We start from the raw sequence: 18,825 nt of genomic DNA, 5'->3' as shown, positions 1-18,825 counted from the left end.
ATGTGCTCGCGGGTCTGCGGCATCGGGCCGTCGGCGGCCGACACGACCAGGATCGCGCCGTCCATCTGGGCGGCGCCCGTGATCATGTTCTTCACATAGTCGGCGTGGCCGGGGCAGTCGACGTGCGCGTAGTGGCGGTTGGTCGTCTCGTACTCGACGTGCGCCGTCGAGATCGTGATGCCGCGCGCCTTCTCTTCCGGCGCCTTGTCGATCTGGTCGTAAGCGGTGAAGGTGGCGCCGCCGGACTCCGCCAGCACCTTCGTGATCGCCGCCGTCAGCGACGTCTTGCCGTGGTCGACGTGGCCGATCGTGCCAACGTTGCAGTGCGGCTTGTTCCGCTCAAACTTTGCCTTCGCCATCGCTTTGGTCTTTCGTTCCCGACGTTCCGGACGCACACAATGGCCCGGCCGAGATCCGTTTTCCGTGGCGCACGCGGGATTGGAGCGGGTGAGGGGAATCGAACCCCCGTCGTAAGCTTGGAAGGCTTCTGCTCTACCATTGAGCTACACCCGCAAGCATCCCGCCGGCGCGACCGTCCGGGGCAAACGCGATCACGGACAAGCCGTGGAAAGTAGTGGTGGAAGGGGCTGGATTCGAACCAGCGTACGCTAACGCGGGCAGATTTACAGTCTGCTGCCTTTAACCACTCGGCCACCCTTCCAGTCCGCGGCCTGGCAGTGCCCGCCGCGGAGTTCGGCAATATGCGAATTTTTCAGACCTTGTCAACACGGGTTAAGCGGTTCACACCAGAAAAAATTCGGCCGCAGTCCGCTGCGGTCCCCTCCCCTTCTTCGTGGGTATCATGACGCGCTCCAGACATCCGGGTTCCGGCCCCTCTTCCACCCGTTCTTCCGCCTCTCACCCGGAGCGAAACACCGAGCGGTCGGGCTCCAGGCCGCAGCATGGCGCGACGCCGCGGCAGGAGCATGCTGAGGAGTCCGGGCGCGGTCGTCGGGGCCCGTCGAAGGGCGGCCGGGGCCCGGCGGCGCGCGGCGTGCTTCTCTATGGGCTGCACCCGGTGGCCGCCGCCTGGACCAATCCGGAGCGGCGCATCCACCGTCTGCTGGTGACCGGCTCAGGCCGGGCGGCGCTGGAGCCGGCGATCGCCGAGGCCCGCGCGCAGGGGCTGCAGCGGCCGGAGGCTTCGCCGGTCGACCGCATGGAGCTTGATCGGATGCTGCCGCCGGGTGCGGTGCATCAGGGCATCGTCGTCGACGCCTCTCCCCTGTCCGAGTTGGGCATCGAGGATCTGTGCAACGAGCTGGCCTCCGAGACGTCGGCGGTCATCGTCGCCCTCGATCAGGTGACGGATCCGCACAATGTCGGCGCCATCCTGCGCTCCGCCGCCGCCTTCGGCGCCCGCGCCGTGGTGGTGACCGAACGCCACGCGCCGGAGACGACCGGCGTGCTGGCGAAGAGCGCGTCGGGCGCCCTGGAGGCGGTGCCGCTGGTCCGCGTCACCAATCTGGCCCGGGCGCTGACCGATTTGCAGGAGAACGGCTTCTGGTCGGTCGGGCTTGCCGAATCGGGACCGTCGACGCTTGCCAAGCTGGACCTGACCGGCAAGACGGTGCTGGTGATGGGAGCGGAAGGCAGCGGCCTGCGCCGCCTGACGATGGAGCGTTGCGACGCCATCGCCCGCCTGCCGACCGGCGGTCCGGTGGGCAGCCTCAACGTCTCCAACGCCGCCGCGGTGGCGCTGTACGAGGTCGCCCGCCTGCGTGAGTGACCGGGTTGCAGCTCCGGCGCGGCCAAGTGCTTGTTTACGCGGAAAAGGGACGCTAAGGTGTGCGTCCCTCAAGCGACGGGCGCGCCGGATTAGCTCAGCTGGTAGAGCAGCTGATTTGTAATCAGAAGGTCACGGGTTCGATTCCTGTATCCGGCACCATCGCGCGGGGCACTATTTCGGCGCCGCGCCGACCGCTTGGCTCCAGCGGCTGCACACAAGTCCGACCAAGCCCAGCACCGCACCACCACACCCCATCGCTGCCAGCATCAGGGCGGCTCCGAAGGCGGGCGGCATCTCTCCACTGATCGATCCGTCGGCCAGGATCGTTGGGGATGCACAGCATACGACGGCAACGGTGCCGGCACTGCCGACCCCAATCAGCATCGCGCACCCAGCCCAGTAAAGCCGACGCAGGCCGCGGCGAAGCATCGCCAGGATAGCGGCCACACCGAACAGAACCGTGACCACAGCCGGCACGGCAAGCGCGATCAGAGTCGCGCCGAGGTCCGTCGTCGCCACGTCCATGCAGGTGACTCCCATGGCGGCAGATGCCGGCCTGCGGACAGCTTCCCCAGGGAACCCTCGGCAGGGCGCGGTGGTTGGAGGAGGCATCGGAATGCTCCTCACAGCAGTTTGCGCGAAAGGCCGACCATGACCAAGCCCCATCCCGACTCGGGCGGCGACACGCCCACCACGCCCAGCGCGGAGGCCAATCGGATGCGCGCGGACATCGACCGCGGCCTGACCGGCGACAAGGTTCCGGCCACCGATCCCGCTGCGGCACCGCTCGGCACAGACGACGAGGCGGCTGGTACCACCCCGCCGCATGGCATCTCGCGCGATGCAGTCGTTCCCGGCAACCAGCGCATGCCGCCGGGCCAGAAGAAGGGCGGCGACACGCTCGACACCTGATTCCCACCTTCCAGACGGCAAAAAGCCCGGTCGGGGGATCCCCAACCGGGCTTTCGCGATTCGGCGTCCTGCCGCTTTCCGCCGGACAGCGCCGCTTAGAAATAGCGCTCCGGAATGCGGACCACGTCGTCCGGCATCACGGAGGTGGTGATCGGGGCCTTGCGGAGCTCCTTCTTGGGATCGCTGCCGCGGGTGATGAGGACGTAGTCCTCCTTGGCGCGGTAGGTATAACCGCCGGCCATCGCCACCGCCGACAGGGCGGTCATGCCGTTGACATACTGGTACTGGCCGGGATTGCGCACCTCGCCCAGGATGAAGAAGGGGCGGTGGTTCAGCACCTCGACGCTGACCTTCGGGTCCTTCACGTAACCAGCGGCCAGACGGGTGGCGATTTCCTTTTCCAGATCCCGTGTGTTGCGATCCTTGGCGGAAACCTCGCCGATCAGCGGCATGGCGACCTTGCCGGTACCGTCCACGCGGAATTCGCCGGACAGCTGTTCCTCGCCGAACACGATGACGCGCAACGCGTCACCCGGGCCGAGACGGTATTCGCCGATCTGACCGGCGCTGGCGGTCTCCATCGGCGCGTCATTGCCGCCGGCACAGCCGACCATGGCAACGGCGAGCGCGGCCAACCCTATCCCCTGGCCCAGCGCACGGATCACATGACGTCGATTCATCCCTAAACCCTTTCCCTGGCTGGTGGATGCCTGCCACAGCGCCGGCCCGGCCCTGTTCGACGGGGCCCCGTTCCACCGGAACCACCCCATCCGCCGGCCGCCTTGCAGCGGCGCCCTTTGGTCACGCACCTGAATTCGGGTGGAGACTAGCAACTCGCAAGCGCTTGGGAAAAAGTGGAGAGGAATTACCGCCTTCGGATCTCCCCAGTACATCGCCATCGATAATAAAAGCAGGCATAAGAAAAGGGCGTCCGTCATAGGACGGACGCCCTGCCCTGTTCAGCGGAACCTTTAGGACCTTCGGCTGGGACTTTCCCGGTCGGCCGATCCGATTCCGCCGTATTGGGTCCAGGATTACATCTGAGCGCCGACGCGCAGATAGATCAGATTGTCACTATACTCTGCGGCGCTGAGGTTGGAGTTGCGCTTCTCGTAGGTATAGCCGCCGGTCAGATAAAAGTTGCGGTTCATCTGATAGGTCCCGCCGACGCCGGCCGTGTAGACCTTGTCGTTGCGGTCGTTGCCGTTGAAGTCGTCCTGGCGGTATTGCAGACGGCCGTTCAGCACCAGCGAACGCAGCAGCTCGTGGTCGACGCCCAGCGCGAACAGGGTGCGGGTGTAGCTGGAGGCCGTGCCGAAGCCGGGGCTGGCCGAGGTCTCGCGCACCTGGCGGCTGGCGGTGGCGCTGATGCCGGTCAGCTGGGTGACCGCCCAGTTCAGGCGCCCGCCGAAGGACAGGCCGTTGAAATCCTCCAGCCGCGAATCCTTGTAGTTGCGGGCGAGATAGCCGGCGAAGACCTCGCCGGTGATCAGGCCGGTCAGGTCGGTGGCGAGACCGCCCACCACTTCATAACCGTCGGAGTCGCGGTCAAGACCGAAGGCATCGCGGTCGTTCTTGTGGCGGGTCCAGGAATAGGTGCCCTGGACGAAGGCCTCGTAGCCCGCGATGAATTCATAGCCGACGCGGCCGACCGTCGCATATTCCCAACGGTCGCGATCGCCTTGGCGGGCGACGCCGCCGCCGATCAGATCGACATCGTCATAGGAGATGTACTGGGCCGATCCGGAAATGCGGGCGCGCAGGCGGTTGAAGCGCTGGGTATAGCCGGCCTCGCCGCCACTGGTGTAATATTTCACCGGCTCGGCATAGCCTTGCAGGCTGTTGATGTCGCCACGGCCTTCATGGTTGCGGCGGTGGAACAGCTGGCCATCCAGCGCACCGCCCTTGTTCACGTCGAAGCGGCCATCGGCCTGCACGGCATAATCGGTGTAGTTCTCACCGGAATGGTCGCTGTAGCGGCCGGCATCGGCCGAGGCCGAAAAGTTCAACGCGTGGGCCGAGAAATCCGACTTGATGTCCAGCCGCGGCCGGACCGTCCAGATGACGTCGTCCTCATGGTTGTCGCGCGTGGCGTAGACGTTGGTGTCATAGGTGGCACCGGCTTCCACCCGCGGCAGGAACAGGAAGGAACCGGCGCGCAGCCCGAGCTGCTCCAGTTCCGGCCGGCGACGCTCCAGCACGGTTTCGCCACGCTGCAGGTCGTCCTGGGCGGCGGCGGGAAGCGACGTCAGCCCGGTCGAGGCGAGAGCGAGGGCGAGGAGGGAAAGGGTGCTGGTCTTCATGGAGTCACCGCGCTTGGCTGGGTTCGGTCGGCTCACTGGGCCGGGGGTCCGGCTCCTTGGTGGGACGCGGCCGGCCAGCGGTGTCCGGCTTGAAACCCGGCCGGGACCGATGCGGACGCATCCTCGGCAAAGACACAACAAACCGTGCTTCCCACGCAACAGTGAAGCCCAGGCACCGCTGCTTTTGCCAGGTCCTGTGGTGTGGCCGCAACAAAAAGCTGCTGGCCCGGCAATGACGTCAGGGGTGATGATTCGCTTGATTCCAGCGCCTTTTCCAAGTGGTCCTAAGATGAAGGTCATAGAACGGCGGGGCGGAACTGGCGATGCCACAGGGCTCCTGCTTTGGAACCGCCTGCCCGGCACCGGGTTGTTCATCACGTTTCTTGCCCCCGAAAGGTGCCGCATGACACGCCGACTCGACACGCCGCCCCCGCCGCCTTCGACCAAGCGCCCGCCCGACGCCACCACCCCGCCCTACACGCCGGGCGGCGTGACGGCTCCCGAGAAGGACGACGCCGTCAGCCCGGCCGAGAAGACCGCCCCGCCCAACAGCTATCCGCCCAAACGGAAGCCCTGACGAAGAACAGCCGGTGAGAAGCGACGGTGCAGACGGCCCGAATTGCGGCCGGAATTGCGTCAGATTCCGCCTGCGGCTTATTTTCAGGCTTGAGGTGCTTCTTTTGTTGCGCAGGCGATGACATGCGCATTCCTGTGGCTCTATGACGCATCTGCGAAGGTTGCACTGCGGCCATTGCGTTTTCTACCCTTTTCATGAGGAACGCATAATGGACGCATCGGATGGTGACAGGCGGGAAACACCGCGCCATCCCTGCCCACGCAGCCGGGAGCGGCGGTCCGCGCCCGCCCCAGCCTTCGACCCGGACCGAAGGCGGGCGCGAACCACGGGCCTGCTGCCATGGACGACTTCGGACGACTGCCTCCCGACGATTACCAGTTGGCCGGCCAGGTTCACCACCGCCTTCGCCGCGCCCATCAACGCGCGTCGGCGATCTTCATCGACCTGATCGGCGATCAGTTGCTGACGCCCACCCAATGGGGGGCGCTGGCCACCCTGCATGCGGAAGGCCCGCTGTCGCAGAATCAGCTCGGCCGACTAACCTACATGGATCCGGCGACCACCCAGGGAGTGATCCTGCGGCTGGTGGAGCGCACTCTGGTCGAACGTCAGCCCGACCCGCAGGACCGCCGCCGCACCAGCGTCCGGCTGACCCGGATCGGCCAGGCCCTGGTCATCGACCTGATGGCGAACGCCGCCGCCGCCCATGAACAGACGCTGGCCCCGCTGAGCGAGGAGGAGCGGGTGCAGTTCATGACGCTGCTGGCCCGCCTGATGTAGGTCGCACGCTTGGGAAAACCCCGATCAGGCGGTGACTTTTGCGCCGGGTTTGCTATGAACGCGGTGTGTTGCGTCGCACCGCGACCCGGACACGCCGCTGGTCTCTTACGAACCGGGGTCCCCGCAGGATGAAGCACCGTCACCCGACCGCCTCGCCGCTGGCGAAGGTTCTCCGCCCGGCCGCTCTGTTCGCCGCCATGTCCGTTGCCGTATCCGCCGCCGCACTTACGGCCGGCCCGGCCGCAGCACAATCCGCAAAGGAGCCGGGGAAATTCTCCGGCGCGCCGGTGCGGGTGGGTGAGATCAACAGCTATACCGGCCTTCCCGCCTTCACCATCCCCTACCGCCAGGGCTGGCAACTGGCGCTGGAGGAGATCAACGCCGCGGGCGGCGTGATCGGCTGCTGCGAGCTTCAGGTCGTCTCGCGCGACGATGCCGGCAAGCCCGACGACGCGGTGCGCGTCGCGCAGGAACTGGTGACGAACGAGGCGGTGGACGTGCTCGCCGGCACCTATTTCTCCCACATCGGACTGGCCGTCGCCGATTTCGCCGCGCGCAACAAGGTGCCCTTCGTCGCGGCCGAGCCGCTGACCGACGCCATCACCTGGTCGAAGGGCAACCGCTACACCTTCCGCCTGCGCCCCAGCACCTACATGCAGGCGGCCATGCTGGTCGAGGAGGCGGCGAAGCTGCCGGCCAAACGCTGGGCCACCGTCGCCCCCAACTACGAATACGGCCAGTCAGCGGTGTCGTGGTTCAAGCAGCTGTTGAAGGAAAAACGCCCGGACGTCGAGTTCGTCGCCGAGCAGTGGCCGGTGCAAGGCAAGCTGGAGGCCGGTCCGACGGTGCAGGCCCTGGCCGCCGCCAAGCCCGACGCCATCTTCAACGTCACCTTCGGCGCCGACCTCGCCAAGTTCGTGCGCGAGGGCGAAGGCCGCGGCCTGTTCCGCAACCGCAAGGTTGTCAGCCTGCTGACCGGCGAACCGGAATACCTTGAGCCGATGAAGGACGAGGCGCCGGAAGGCTGGATCGTCACCGGCTATCCCTGGGAGCAGATCGACACGCCCGCCCACAAGGCCTTCGTCGCCGCCTACAGCGCGCGCTTCAAGGAAACGCCCAAGGCGGGTTCCATCGTCGGCTACATCACCATGAAGGCGGTCGCCGCCGCGATCACCAAGGCCAAGTCGGCCAATGCGGAGCCGATCGTCGACGCGCTGGCCGGCCTGACCATCGACAGTCCGGTCGGCCCGGTGACCTTCCGCGCGTCCGACCATCAGGCGACCATGGGCGCTTACGTCGGCATCACGACGGTGAAGGACGGGCGCGGCACTATGAAGGACTGGCGCTACGCCGACGGCGCCAACTACCTGCCGCCCGACGACGCGGCGCGCAAGATGCGGCCGGCTGAGTAAGGCGCCCGGTTTCCGGCGCCCCGCCTCATGTCCTTCCTCCTCGTCCAGGCCCTCAGCGGCCTCGCGACCGCGGCGACACTGTTCCTGGTGTCGTCGGGGCTGACCATCGTCTTCGGTGTGACGCGGATCGTGAATTTCGCGCACGGCTCCTTCTACATGGTCGGCGCCTATGCCGGCTGGTCGCTGATCGAGCGGTTCGGCGGCACGCCGGCCGGCTTCTGGGGATCGGTCGCCGCCGCCGCGCTGGCGATGGGCGTCCTCGGCGCCGCGATGGAGATCGGGCTGCTGCGCCGGCTCTACCGTTCGCCGGAGCTGTTCCAGCTGCTCGGCACCTTCGGCGTCGTTCTGGTGGTGCAGGACCTGACCGCCTGGGCCTGGGGGCCGGAGGATCTGCTGGGCCGCCGGGCGCCGGGACTGAAGGGCTCCATCGACATCCTCGACCAGCCCTTCCCGCTCTATGACCTCGTTCTGATCGGGCTCGGGCCGCTGGTGCTCGGACTGCTGTGGCTGCTGTTCAACCGCACCCGCTGGGGCACGCTGGTGCGGGCGGCGACGCAGGACCGCGAGATGACCAGCGCGCTCGGCGTCGATCCGGCGCGTCTGTTCACCGGCGTGCTGTTCCTCGGCTGCGCGCTGGCCGGGCTGGGCGGCGCCTTGCAGGTCCCGCGTGAATCGGTGACCTTGCAAATGGACATGGCGATCGTGGTGGAGGCCTTCGTCGTCGTCGTGGTCGGCGGCATGGGCAGCCTGACCGGCGCCTTCCTCGCCTCGCTGCTAATCGGGCAGTTGCAAGCCTTCGGCATCCTGGTCTTCCCGCAGATCACCCTGGTGTTGGTCTTCCTGTTCATGGCGGTGGTGCTGGTGCTGCGCCCGCACGGCCTGCTCGGCCGACCCGACGAGGCCCCGCCGACCGCACCGGCCACGGTGACCGTGCCGCTGTTGGCCGGACGCCATGCCGGCACTTGGGCGCTCGCCCTGCTGCCCGTGCTGGCTGCCGCACCGCTGGTCGCCGGCGATTACGCGCTGATCCTGCTGACCGAGGTGGTGATCCTCGCTTTGTTCGCCGCCAGCCTGCATCTGCTGATCGGGCTGGGCGGGCTGGTGTCCTTCGGCCATGCCGCGTGGTTCGGGCTGGGCGCCTACGGCTCGGCCCTGCTGGTCAGGCATCTGGATGCGCCGATGCCGCTGGCGCTGGCCGGCGCGCCGGTCCTGGCCGGGCTGGGGGCACTGGTGGCGGGCTGGTTCTGCGTGCGGCGCTCGGGCCTCTATTTCGCCATGCTGACGCTGGCCTTCGCCCAGATCGTCTGGTCGATCGTCTTCCAATGGTATGCGGTCACCGGCGGCGACAACGGCATCCTCGGCGTCTGGCCGCCGGGCTGGGCGGCGGGCAAGGCGACCTATTACTGGCTGACGCTGGCGCTGTGCGGCGGCGCGCTGTGGCTGCTGTACCGGGCGGCCTTCGCCCCCTTCGGCTATGCGTTGCGGGCCGGACGCGACTCGGGATTACGGGCCGAATCGGTGGGCATCGACGTGCGCCGCTTCCAATGGATGGCCTTCGTCCTGGCCGGCGCCGCGGCGGGGCTGGCCGGCGGGCTCTACGCCTTCGCCAAGGGCAGCGTCTTCCCCACCCTGCTGGCGGTGCCGCAATCGGTCGACGCGCTGGTGATGGTGCTGATGGGCGGCATCCAGACCATCACCGGGCCGCTTGCCGGTGCGGTCGTATTCCACCTGCTGGAGTCCGAGGTGATGAGCCTGACCGACTGGTGGCGGCTGGTGCTGGGCCTGATCATCGTCGCGCTGGTGCTGGTCTTCCCCAAGGGGATTGTCGGCTTCCTGTCCGGCATAAGGAGCCGGACATGAGCGAACTGGTGGTGCGCGACCTGCAACGCTCCTTCGGCGGGGTGCAGGCGGTCGGCGGCGTATCCTTCACCCTGTGTTCCGGCGACCTGCTGGCGCTGATCGGCCCGAACGGCGCCGGCAAGAGCACCTGCTTCAACCTGCTGAACGGGCAGCTGCGTCCCGATTCGGGATCGGTCAGGCTGGACGGCACCGAGCTGGTCGGACTGCCGCCGCGGCACATTTGGGCGCTGGGCGTCGGGCGCACCTTCCAGATCACCGCGACCTTCGCCTCGATGACGGTGGCGGAGAATGTGCAGATGGTCCTGCTGTCGCGCGCCCGCCGGCTGTTCGGCCTGTGGCGCCCGGCCGCTGCCCAGTTCCGCGAGCCGGCGCTGGCGCTGCTGGACCGTGTCGGCATGGCGGCACAGGCCGACCGTCCCTGCGGCGTGCTGGCCTATGGCGACGTCAAGCGGGTCGAATTGGCAATGGCGCTGGCGAGCGAGCCGACGGTGCTGCTGATGGACGAGCCGACCGCCGGCATGGCCCCGGCGGAACGCCTCGCCCTGATGGTGCTGACGGCGGAGCTGGTGCGCGAGCGCGGCCTCGCCGTCCTGTTCACCGAACACGACATGGATGCCGTCTTCGGCCACGCCACCCGCGTGCTGGTGCTCGACCGCGGCCGGCTGATCGCGGAGGGCTCGCCGGATCAGGTGCGTGCCGATCCTCGCGTGCAATCCGTCTATCTGGGAGGCGAGGCGTGAGCGAAGCTCTGTTGACGGTCGACGGCCTCCAGGCCTGGTATGGTCGCGCCCATATCCTCGACGGCATCGCCCTGACGGTGGGCCACGGCGAGGTGGTGGCGCTGATGGGCCGCAATGGTGCGGGCAAGACCACGACGCTGAAGGCGATCATGGGGCTGGTGGAGCGGCGCGCCACGACCCTGCGCTTCGACCGGCGTGAGCTGTCCGCCCTGCCCGCCCACCGCATCGCCCGGCTCGGCGTCGGCTATGTGCCGGAGGACCGCCGCATCTTCGCCGACCTGACGGTGGAGGAAAACCTGGAGGTCGGCCGCCAGCCGCCCCGCCCCGGCGCGCCGTCCTGGACGCCGGAGAAGCTGTTCGCGCTGTTCCCGAACCTTGCGGAGATGCGGGGCCGCCGCGGCACGCGGATGAGTGGCGGCGAGCAGCAGATGCTGACGCTGGCCCGCACGCTGATGGGCAACCCGTCTCTGCTGCTGCTGGACGAACCGTCGGAGGGGCTGGCGCCGCTGATCGTGAGGCAGATGGCCGACGCGGTGCGGCGACTGAAGGCGGAGGGGCTGTCGGTGCTGCTGTCCGAACAGAGCCTGTCCTTCGCCTCGGCGGTCGCCGACCGCGCCTGCGTCATCGAAACCGGCCGCCTGCGCTGGACCGGCACGATGACGGAGCTGATGACGGATAACGGGGTGAGGGCGGCCTATCTGGCGGTGTGACCGCCCCTCTCCTCACTGACCCGCGATGCTGAGGTCCATCACCGATTTCGGATCCAGCGCCTTGTCGACCTGACCCTCGGACTGCCAGAACTTCACCTGATTGATCACGTCGTCCACCAGCAGGCGGGCCTGCGGATCGACATAGGGCAGGCCGGCGGCAACGATATCGGGCTTCTGCTTGGTGGCATCGGCGATGATGCCCAGCAGCTCGTCATAGCCGGGGCCCTTCACCAGATTGCCCGCCGCATCCTTGCCGTTGAAGGCGGCGTGGTATTCGGCCAGCGCCGTCTTGTAGGCGCGGACGAACTTCTCCACCAGCAGGCGGCGGTCCTTCATCGTCTTCGGCGCGGTGAACAGGGCGCCGAGCTGCCAGGGCGTCTCGTCGCCGACCCAGCCCAGGATCTTGCCGGCGCCGTCGGCCACCAGCTGCCGCGACACGGTGGAGGGGGCGATGACCGCATCGACCTGCCCGCCCTTGAAGGCGGCGACCATCTTCGGCACGTCCTGCAAGGGCACCATCGTCACGTCCTTGACCGTGAAGCCGTGCTTCTGCGCCAGCAGCCCGATCATGTAGTGGAAGGTCGAACCGACCGTGGTGATGGCGACCCGCTTACCCTTCAGGTCGGCCGGCGCCTTCAGCCCGGCATCATAGGCGGCATTCGTCGCGACATAGGCGCTCAAGGGGAAGCCCGGCTCGTCGCGGCTCTGCGCGGCGATGATGGTGACCGCCCCCTTGGAGGCGAGATTGTAGAAGCCGGCGGTCAGGCCGGTGACGCCGAAATCGGCATCGCCCGAGGTCACCGCGACCGGCACCTGCTGGGCCGAGGTGAACATTTTCAGCTCGACGTCCAGCCCTTCCTTCGCGAAATAGCCCTTGGCCTTGGCGATGAAGATCGGCCCGGAGGAGGACAGCGCCAGCACGCCGACCGTCGCCTTCTCCAGCGGCTGAGCCAGCACCGCGGACATCAGGGTGCCGGCGGCGAAGACAGCACCGGTGGTGGCGATCACGGCGCGCCGGGTGAGGCGGGCCAAGGTCATGGCGGCGGTCATGGACGGAAATCCTCCCGATGGATGGTTCAGGTTTCTTGGGTTGATGCCGGTCAGCGCCAGTTCAGCAGACGCCGTTCAAGCTGAGACAGCACAGTGCCGATGGCGAGCCCCAGCAGCGACAGCACCAGCACGCCGGCCAGCAGCGTGTCGGTCTGCATCAGGTTGCCGGCCATCAGTACGAAGGCGCCGATGCCGTATTCCGCGCCGATCATCTCCGCCGCCACCACCAGGATCAGCGCGATGGATGCGGTGATGCGGAAGCCGGCCAGGATGCCCGGCAGGGCGCCCGGCAGAACGATGGAACGCAGGATCGACCGCCAGGGCAAGCCGAAGCTCTGCGCCATGCGGATCAGGTTGCGCGGTACCTGGTCGATGGCGCTGTAGGTGGCGATGACGGTGGGGAAGAAGACGCCGAAGCCTATGGTGGCGAATTTCGACGGCTCGCCGATGCCGAACCACAGGATGAACAGCGGCAGAAGCGCGATCTTTGGGATCGGGAAGAAGGCCGACACCAGCGGCACGCCGATCGCGCGGGCGGTGGAGAAGATGCCCATGGCGAAGCCGACCAGCATGCCGCCCGCCGTGCCCAGCACCCAGCCGACGGCGATGCGTCCCAGCGATGCCTTCAGGTTCAGCCACAGGGAACCGTCCGTCACCATCCCGGCCAGCGCGCGGACGACCGCACTCGGTGGCGGCAGGAACAGCGGACTGGCGAGGCCGAGACGGCTTGCCCCCTCCCAAACCGCGATCAGCAGGGCGAAGGCGGCCAGCGCCGCCCAGGGGTGGCGTTTCACGGTAAAGCCGCCGCCACGGAAGCGGACGGGCTGGCCCCTGGCAGACGCGGTCGGAATGGTGGTCGGGTTGAGGCTGTCAGGCACGGGCGATCTCCCGGTCGGCCATCTGGGCTTCGGCCTTCATCAGGTGCCACAGGCGGTCGCGCACTTCGGCCAGATGGGCCTGGGCCGACGGCTCCTGCCGGCGCTCCCGCGGTTCCTCGATGATGACCAGTTCGCGGATGCGGCCGGGACGCCGGCTCAGCACGCAAACGCGGTCCGCCAGCCGCAGCGCCTCGTCCAGATTGTGGGTGACGTAGAGGGCAGTGGTTTTCTCCCGCCGCCAAAGCTCCAGGAAATCGTCCATCAGCAGCTCGCGCGTCTGGGCATCGAGCGCCGACAGCGGCTCGTCGAGCAGAAGCATGGCAGGACGCACCGCCAGCGCGCGGGCGATGCCAACCCGCTGGCGCATACCGCCGGACAGCTGCTTGGGCAGGGCCTTGCGGAATTCCCACAGCCCCATGCGACGCAGGCCGCTGTCGATGCGCTCGCGTCGTTCGGCGGATGAGAGCGGGTGATGCTCCAGCACCAGGGCGACATTGTCCTCCACGGTTCGCCAGGGCAGCAGGGCGAAGTCCTGGAAGATGAAGGTGATCGGGTTCAGGCAGCCGTCGGGCACCTCCCCTTCCACCCGGATGCTGCCGGCGGTCGGGGCGACGATGCCACCGGCGATGCCGAGCAGGGTCGACTTGCCGCAGCCGCTGGGACCGATCACCGCCAGGATTTCGCCCTCCGCCAGGGTCAGGTCGATACCGTCCAGCACGGTCAGATCGTCATAGCGGTGGGTCAGATCGGAAACGAGAAGCCTCATCGCGCCCTTTTGTGCCTGCACCTTGGTCGGTGGGGTCCGACTGTTCGTTGGGCCTGCCACTATAGCGCGGCGTCCCGGCGGCGGAGAGGGGAAAGGCGTCCCGCATCCCAGCCATACGGCAGTATGGCAGTGGCCGGAAGGCGTCAAGGCACTGTCGGCTTCGCGACAGGCCCATTCGGATGGCGGGTGTCGTCAGGCCGTTCCGCTGACCGGCCCGCTGCCCGCCGGCAGGTCGAGCACCTGCAATGCGGCGGCACAGCGGCCCACCGCCGCCTCAGCCAGGGCATGGCGCTCGCTCAAACCCGCCTCGTCCACCTCGTCTGGGGTCATCGCCTGCAACAGGACGCGCAGGGTCCGGACATAGGTGCGCAGGAGCGTGGCTTCCTCGGCATAATCCCCCAGCAGACCGGCTCGTCCGGCAGTGCGCAGCGCGACAAGCTCACCGTCGAGCGAGGCCGCGGCCATCTCAATGGCTTGCAGGGCCCGCGACAGGCGGACATGCTTCAGAACGACGATGTCGGCCATGCCCACCTCCCCTGCCGGCTGGAACGGCGAAATGAAAGCAATGACCGTGCCAGCGTGGATCCGGCAACTCCTCAGCGTTGCCGCATCGACGGATGCCAGGCCGTCGTCACCCGCTCCAGCACCGCCAGCGCACCGTAGAAGCCCGATCCGGTCAGCGCCGCCACCGCGATGGTGGCCCAGACGATGTCCAGATTCATCCGCGCCACCTCGGTGGAGATTCGGAAGCCCATGCCGACCACCGGCGTACCGAAGAACTCCGCCACGATGGCGCCGATCAGCGCCAGGGTAGAGTTGATCTTCAACCCGTTGAACAGGAAGGGCAACGCGTTGGGCAGCCGCAGCTTGACCAGCGTGCGGCCATAGCCGGCGGCATAGCTGCGCATCAGGTCGAGCTGGATGCGCTCCGAATTGCCGAGCCCTGCCAGCGTATTGATCAGCATCGGGAAGAAGGTCATGACGACGATAACAGCGGCCTTCGACTGCCAGTCGAAGCCGAACCACATCACCATGATCGGCGCGATGCCGACCACCGGAATAGCGCTGGCGAGATTGCCGAGCGGCAGCAATCCGCGGGCAAGAAAGGGCACCCGGTCGGCAAGGATTGCCACCATGAAGCCGGCACCGCAGCCCATGACGTAGCCGCGCAGAACAGACGTCAGCACGGTCTGGCGGAAATCGTCCCATAGCACCGGCGCGTTGGCGGCGAGCGCGGCGGCGATGCGGCTGGGCGGCGGCAGCAGGATCGCCGGCACCTGGAAACCGCGGACCAGCACCTCCCACCCCACCAGCAAGCCAAGCCCGAACAGGCCGGGCACGACGACGGAACGGGTCCAGCCCGGCATCCCGGCCAGTACCCCCATCACCCGCCACAGCAGCAGCGTCGCCGCCACCAGGAACAGCCACAGGCCCCAGCCGGCAGACAGGTCCAGCCCTTCGTTCAGCAGATGCAGCGGCAAGAGCCAAGCCAGCGCCACGCCGGCCAACTCCGCCCAGGCGCCCCAGACCCGCTTCGGCGCCGACGCGCCGGCAACGACCGCCAGCACCACCCCGATCAGGAACAGCGGCGCCATGCTTCCGCCGAACCAGCCAAGGACGGCGCCATTCTGCACGCCCAGTGGCAGGGCCAATGCCGCCAGCGCCGGCAGGGCGATGGCAACCAGCCCCCAATCGGCGGCCGAGCGCAGACTGGTGCGGTAGGGGTTCGTCACCAGATCGCTCATCGCGCACCCGCCCGGCCCAGCAGGACCAGTTCCAGCCCACGCACCACGGCGATCAGCGCCACCGACAGCAGCGAGGCCATGATCAGCGCCGCCCAGATCTGCACGGTCTGCCCGTAATAGGACCCGGACAGCAGCCGCGCTCCCAGCCCGGCCTGCCCGCCGGTCGGCAGCTCGCCGACGATGGCGCCGACGACGCTGATGGCGACCGACACCTTGAGGCTGGCGAACAGGAAGGGCATGGACGCCGGCAGCCGCAGCGACCAGAAGGCGCGCATTCCGCTGGCCGAATAGGTCCGCATCAAGTCGAGCCACAGCGGATCGGCAGAGCGCAGCCCCTTCACCATGCCAACCGTAATCGGGAAGAAGCAGAGATACATGCAGATCACCGCCTTCGGCAGCAACCCGGTCAGTCCGATGTTGCCGAGGATGACGACGATCATGGGTGCTATGGCCAGGATCGGGATGGTCTGCGACGCGATCACCCAGGGCAACAGGCTGGCCTCCAGCGTCCGGGTATAGACGATGCCAGCGGCGAGCAGGATGCCCAGCAGCAGCCCCATAGCCAGTCCGGTCAACGCCGCTTCCGCGGTCACCCAGGCATGGAACAATAGGTTACGCGGGCTGGTCGGCGCATAGCCGGTCAGGGAGGTCCACAGCTCCACCACCACCTGATCGGGGGTGGGCAGGATCGGCCGCTTCATCGTATAGGCCTGAGCCAGCACGTCTGCGAAACCGGCGGGCTTGTTGGCGCGCACCAGCGTCTCCGCCGCCTGCGGCCAGTTCAGCCACGCCGCACCGACATACCACGCCGCCAACAGGAGCAGCGTCATCACGGTAACGGGAAGCGCACGCTTAGTCATCGTAGCTGTGCCCTTCCTTCAGACCTTCGCGGACGCGGTGGGCGATGGCGGCGAATTCCGGCGACTCGCGGATCTCGAGCTTGCGTTCGCGCGGCAGGCTATCGCAGTCGATGACGTCGAGGATGCGGCCCGGCCGCGGGCTCATCACCACGATGCGGGTGGAGAGGAACACCGCTTCCGCAATGGAGTGGGTGACGAAGACGCAGGTCTTGCCGGTCGCCCGCCACAGCTGGGTCAGGTGCAGGTTCAGATGGTCCCGGGTGATCTCATCCAGCGCGCCGAACGGCTCGTCCATCAGCAGCAGGTCGGGCTGGAGAGCCAGCGCCCTGGCAATGGAGACACGCTGCTGCATGCCGCCGGACAGCTGCCAGGGGAACTTGCGTTCGAAGCCCGACAGGCCGACCCGCTCCAGCTGCTCGCGGGCCCGAGCCTGACGTTCGGCGCGGGCGATCCCCATGATCTCCAGCGGCAGCATCACGTTGCGCTCCACCGTCCGCCAGGGATAAAGCGCCGGCGCCTGGAAGACGTAACCGTAAAGCCGCTTCAGCCGCGCCTGCTCCGGCGTCATGCCTTCGATGACAATATGGCCGGAGGTCGGCCGCTCCAGGTCGGCGATCACGCGCAGCAACGTGGTCTTGCCGCAGCCGCTGGGACCGATCAGCGAGACGAAATCACCCCGGGCAATGGTGAGGTCGACCTCGCTCAGCGCCGTGACCGGCTTGTCCGCCGTGGGATAGACCAGCGAAAGCTTGCGCGCCTCGACGACCACCGAGGACTTGGCCGAAGAAGCGGCCCGGTCCGAACCTTGACGGGAAGCGGTCGCCTCCCGGACATCGAGCGGGTTTGGGAAGGTCACGGGCGGCGGTCCTTCACAGCGCGGATCTTGGGGGCGGATTTGGAAAGCGGACTTGACGGTTCGGTCAGAAATCATCCAACCCGCAAACTATCACCACCCCGATCGAGGCGCCAGGATTGCAAAAGCCCAGTCCTCTCGCCCACGGACATCGGAACGCAACTGCAAGGGAAATTTGCGCTGAAGCGCAATTGGCACACACATGCATGCGCTGTATTCTCGCGCCGCCGGACGCGCACCATGCGCCGATGGCAACCAAAAGGAGGTGACGCGAGTGAGAAAATTCCTGAAGTGGCTCAGCCGCTTCTGGTTCAAGCTGAAGTTCGAGTTCCAAGCGGGCTTCAACACGGACCAGGAAAGGTAAAGCCGGACTTTGGTGGGGCCGGGAAACCGGTCCCGCCATTCAGGAAGCGGCTCGCGTCACCTCCTGACCTCGGAGATTACCATGCCCCCCGCCATTTTCAAGGCATGGGCGGGAGGTGGCCCCGCCCGAACACGCGCTATGGGTGCGGATGCCTCGCGGAAACAGGGCGAAAGAACTGGACGGGCGGTACCCCTCCGGAACAGGATCACGCCCCATTTCCGAATTTGCCCGCGACATGCCCGCCGCCAAGCCACCCCCCAGTCTGGAAGTCACGCGTGAAGACGGCGCGGCCGGCGCCGTGTTCGTGGCAACGCCGGTGCTGACGCCGGTGATCCGCACGCGCTATCTTCTGATCGCGGGTCTGCTGGCGACCGGCTTCATCGCCGGAGCCGGGCTGGCGCCCGACGAGTTGGCCAGGATGCTGCAATGGCTGGCCGTCCTCTGCGCGGTGCCGGTCCTGCTGCTGTGGGTGGTGACGCTGTCTGAGACGGTCCAGCGCCGCGCCGTCCGGCTTGGCGTGACAGAGCGTGGGCTGACGGTGGACGGCGCGCGCATCCATCCGCACGAGACCATCCGGGATCTGGCGCTCTATCCGATGGTGGGCGGCAAGCCGCTGTTCGTCGCCTGGATCGATCCGGCGCACGACTACCGCCACAAGGCGGAGATGACGCTGGTCGCCGGCAATGTGGCGCCCAACGACGCGGTGAAGGCGGAACTGAAGGCTGCCGGCAGCCGCAATGTGCGGTTGGTCATGCACCGGCGCGGCGGGCACAAGGCGATCGTCCTGGTCCGCGGCCTGACCCTGTCAGGCGGGCAGACCCTGCTGGCCGCCCTCGCGGCGGAGCTTCGCGCTCACAGCCGCTAGGGCGCCCCATGGCCGGAAACCGGAAAAGACCGGAAAATCAGCGGCGCGGAATGGCCGGCGGCTCCGGCAGGTCCTCTTCCAGGATGACGACGTTCAGGGCATAGGAGACCTCGCCCTCGTCCTCGTCACGGTTCAGCGTGCCGAAGAACTCGCCATCCACCGTCACTTCGGCCGACTGGCCGGCCTTCGCCGGCGGCTCGATCACGATCTTGGGGTTGCCCAGCGTCTTGCGCAGGTACATCTGCACGCGGGCGATTTCGGTGTCGGACATCCGGACGGCGGACGGCTTGGCGGGCGGCATGGCGAACCTCGTTGTCTGCGAAGGAGCGTCATATAGGCGGCTTCGCCGCGAAGGGAAAGCGATACATCGCCGGCTCCCTCCCTGCCGCCGCAGGTGTGGCGCACGCGGCAAGCCCGCATC

The 18,825-nt window shown here is 67.6% G+C and carries 21 protein-coding genes and 3 tRNA genes; 10 read left to right on the top strand and 14 right to left on the bottom strand.

Annotation, left to right across the window (positions count from 1 at the left end; translation table 11 throughout):
- From J2848_RS33005 to J2848_RS32995, 3 genes are all read right to left on the bottom strand, one after another.
- Positions 1 to 359 (bottom strand): GTP-binding protein (locus J2848_RS33005; RefSeq protein ID WP_253568813.1); only part of this gene is annotated, 359 nt, incomplete at its 3' end.
- A gap of 80 nt (positions 360 to 439) precedes the next feature.
- A tRNA-Gly gene (locus tag J2848_RS33000) sits at positions 440 to 513 on the bottom strand.
- 62 nt (positions 514 to 575) lie between these two features.
- Positions 576 to 661, bottom strand: a tRNA-Tyr gene (locus J2848_RS32995).
- A gap of 132 nt (positions 662 to 793) precedes the next feature.
- On the opposite strand from J2848_RS32995, the gene rlmB reads away from it, so the two are divergent.
- Positions 794 to 1,729 carry a 23S rRNA (guanosine(2251)-2'-O)-methyltransferase RlmB gene (gene rlmB / locus J2848_RS32990; RefSeq protein ID WP_376992709.1) on the top strand — a complete coding sequence of 312 codons (936 nt, stop codon included), beginning with the start codon at positions 794 to 796 and terminating at the stop codon, positions 1,727 to 1,729.
- Positions 1,730 to 1,812: 83 nt separating this feature from the next.
- Positions 1,813 to 1,888 (top strand) — tRNA-Thr (locus tag J2848_RS32985).
- Positions 1,889 to 1,900: 12 nt separating this feature from the next.
- On the opposite strand, the gene J2848_RS32980 is transcribed toward J2848_RS32985, so the two are convergent.
- Positions 1,901 to 2,254, bottom strand: coding sequence for a hypothetical protein (locus tag J2848_RS32980; protein WP_149234791.1), 354 nt, complete (start codon positions 2,252 to 2,254; stop codon positions 1,901 to 1,903).
- 126 nt (positions 2,255 to 2,380) lie between these two features.
- On the opposite strand from J2848_RS32980, the gene J2848_RS32975 reads away from it, so the two are divergent.
- Complete coding sequence (locus J2848_RS32975) at positions 2,381 to 2,641, top strand: hypothetical protein (RefSeq protein ID WP_149234792.1); 261 nt, start codon at positions 2,381 to 2,383, stop codon at positions 2,639 to 2,641.
- A 95-nt stretch (positions 2,642 to 2,736) separates the two neighbouring features.
- On the opposite strand, the gene J2848_RS32970 is transcribed toward J2848_RS32975, so the two are convergent.
- The gene (locus tag J2848_RS32970; RefSeq protein ID WP_149234793.1) at positions 2,737 to 3,321 is read right to left on the bottom strand and encodes a polysaccharide biosynthesis/export family protein; all 585 of its coding nucleotides are present in this window, start codon (positions 3,319 to 3,321) and stop codon (positions 2,737 to 2,739) included.
- 354 nt (positions 3,322 to 3,675) lie between these two features.
- Positions 3,676 to 4,944, bottom strand: coding sequence for an outer membrane beta-barrel protein (locus J2848_RS32965; RefSeq protein ID WP_149234794.1), 1,269 nt, complete (start codon positions 4,942 to 4,944; stop codon positions 3,676 to 3,678).
- Positions 4,945 to 5,347: 403 nt separating this feature from the next.
- Here J2848_RS32965 and J2848_RS32960 point away from each other — a divergent pair, with 403 nt between their 5' ends.
- The 6 genes from J2848_RS32960 to J2848_RS32935 all read left to right on the top strand — a co-directional run bounded on the left by J2848_RS32960 (position 5,348) and on the right by J2848_RS32935 (position 11,023).
- Entirely contained in the window at positions 5,348 to 5,521 is a 174-nt protein-coding gene (locus J2848_RS32960) for a hypothetical protein (RefSeq protein WP_170307256.1), read from the top strand.
- 339 nt (positions 5,522 to 5,860) lie between these two features.
- The gene (locus tag J2848_RS32955; protein WP_149234795.1) at positions 5,861 to 6,301 is read left to right on the top strand and encodes a MarR family winged helix-turn-helix transcriptional regulator; all 441 of its coding nucleotides are present in this window, start codon (positions 5,861 to 5,863) and stop codon (positions 6,299 to 6,301) included.
- Positions 6,302 to 6,429: 128 nt separating this feature from the next.
- On the top strand, positions 6,430 to 7,713 hold the full coding sequence (locus J2848_RS32950; protein ID WP_149234796.1) for an ABC transporter substrate-binding protein: 1,284 nt from the start codon (positions 6,430 to 6,432) through the stop codon (positions 7,711 to 7,713).
- Between the two features lie 27 nt (positions 7,714 to 7,740).
- Complete coding sequence (locus J2848_RS32945; protein WP_149234797.1) at positions 7,741 to 9,573, top strand: ABC transporter permease; 1,833 nt, start codon at positions 7,741 to 7,743, stop codon at positions 9,571 to 9,573.
- On the top strand, positions 9,570 to 10,313 hold the full coding sequence (locus J2848_RS32940) for an ABC transporter ATP-binding protein (RefSeq protein WP_149234798.1): 744 nt from the start codon (positions 9,570 to 9,572) through the stop codon (positions 10,311 to 10,313). Before J2848_RS32945 ends, J2848_RS32940 begins: the two co-directional genes overlap by 4 nt.
- Positions 10,310 to 11,023 (top strand): ABC transporter ATP-binding protein, encoded by a 714-nt coding sequence (locus tag J2848_RS32935; protein WP_149234799.1) that lies wholly within the window; start codon positions 10,310 to 10,312, stop codon positions 11,021 to 11,023. Before J2848_RS32940 ends, J2848_RS32935 begins: the two co-directional genes overlap by 4 nt.
- A 12-nt stretch (positions 11,024 to 11,035) precedes the next feature.
- Here J2848_RS32935 and J2848_RS32930 read toward each other — a convergent pair whose 3' ends face one another.
- The 7 genes from J2848_RS32930 to J2848_RS32900 all read right to left on the bottom strand — a co-directional run bounded on the left by J2848_RS32930 (position 11,036) and on the right by J2848_RS32900 (position 17,178).
- Positions 11,036 to 12,073, bottom strand: coding sequence for an ABC transporter substrate-binding protein (locus J2848_RS32930; protein WP_246194373.1), 1,038 nt, complete (start codon positions 12,071 to 12,073; stop codon positions 11,036 to 11,038).
- A 50-nt stretch (positions 12,074 to 12,123) separates the two neighbouring features.
- A complete protein-coding gene (locus tag J2848_RS32925; protein ID WP_149234800.1) occupies positions 12,124 to 12,951 on the bottom strand; it encodes an ABC transporter permease in 828 nt (275 codons plus the stop codon).
- Positions 12,944 to 13,717 carry an ABC transporter ATP-binding protein gene (locus J2848_RS32920; RefSeq protein WP_149234801.1) on the bottom strand — a complete coding sequence of 258 codons (774 nt, stop codon included), beginning with the start codon at positions 13,715 to 13,717 and terminating at the stop codon, positions 12,944 to 12,946. Before J2848_RS32920 ends, J2848_RS32925 begins: the two co-directional genes overlap by 8 nt.
- A gap of 192 nt (positions 13,718 to 13,909) precedes the next feature.
- Positions 13,910 to 14,242, bottom strand: coding sequence for a hypothetical protein (locus J2848_RS32915; RefSeq protein WP_149234802.1), 333 nt, complete (start codon positions 14,240 to 14,242; stop codon positions 13,910 to 13,912).
- A 71-nt stretch (positions 14,243 to 14,313) separates the two neighbouring features.
- The gene (locus tag J2848_RS32910; protein WP_149234803.1) at positions 14,314 to 15,462 is read right to left on the bottom strand and encodes an ABC transporter permease; all 1,149 of its coding nucleotides are present in this window, start codon (positions 15,460 to 15,462) and stop codon (positions 14,314 to 14,316) included.
- The gene (locus tag J2848_RS32905; RefSeq protein WP_149234804.1) at positions 15,459 to 16,322 is read right to left on the bottom strand and encodes an ABC transporter permease; all 864 of its coding nucleotides are present in this window, start codon (positions 16,320 to 16,322) and stop codon (positions 15,459 to 15,461) included. The genes J2848_RS32910 and J2848_RS32905 overlap by 4 nt, the downstream gene beginning before the upstream one ends.
- Positions 16,315 to 17,178, bottom strand: a complete 864-nt coding sequence (locus J2848_RS32900; RefSeq protein WP_149234805.1) for an ABC transporter ATP-binding protein — start codon at positions 17,176 to 17,178, stop codon at positions 16,315 to 16,317. The genes J2848_RS32905 and J2848_RS32900 overlap by 8 nt, the downstream gene beginning before the upstream one ends.
- A 596-nt stretch (positions 17,179 to 17,774) precedes the next feature.
- On the opposite strand from J2848_RS32900, the gene J2848_RS32895 reads away from it, so the two are divergent.
- On the top strand, positions 17,775 to 18,404 hold the full coding sequence (locus J2848_RS32895) for a hypothetical protein (RefSeq protein ID WP_149234806.1): 630 nt from the start codon (positions 17,775 to 17,777) through the stop codon (positions 18,402 to 18,404).
- Between the two features lie 37 nt (positions 18,405 to 18,441).
- Here the strand turns inward: J2848_RS32895 and J2848_RS32890 are convergent, their stop codons facing one another.
- Positions 18,442 to 18,705, bottom strand: coding sequence for a DUF3126 family protein (locus tag J2848_RS32890; RefSeq protein ID WP_149234807.1), 264 nt, complete (start codon positions 18,703 to 18,705; stop codon positions 18,442 to 18,444).
- Between the last annotated feature and the right edge of the window lie 120 nt (positions 18,706 to 18,825).

This window comes from Azospirillum lipoferum, from assembly GCF_024170005.1.
Taxonomy (GTDB): Bacteria; Pseudomonadota; Alphaproteobacteria; order Azospirillales; family Azospirillaceae; genus Azospirillum; species Azospirillum lipoferum.
Note: the sequence above shows the minus strand (reverse complement) of the source record. Positions and strands in the feature narration are given on the sequence as shown.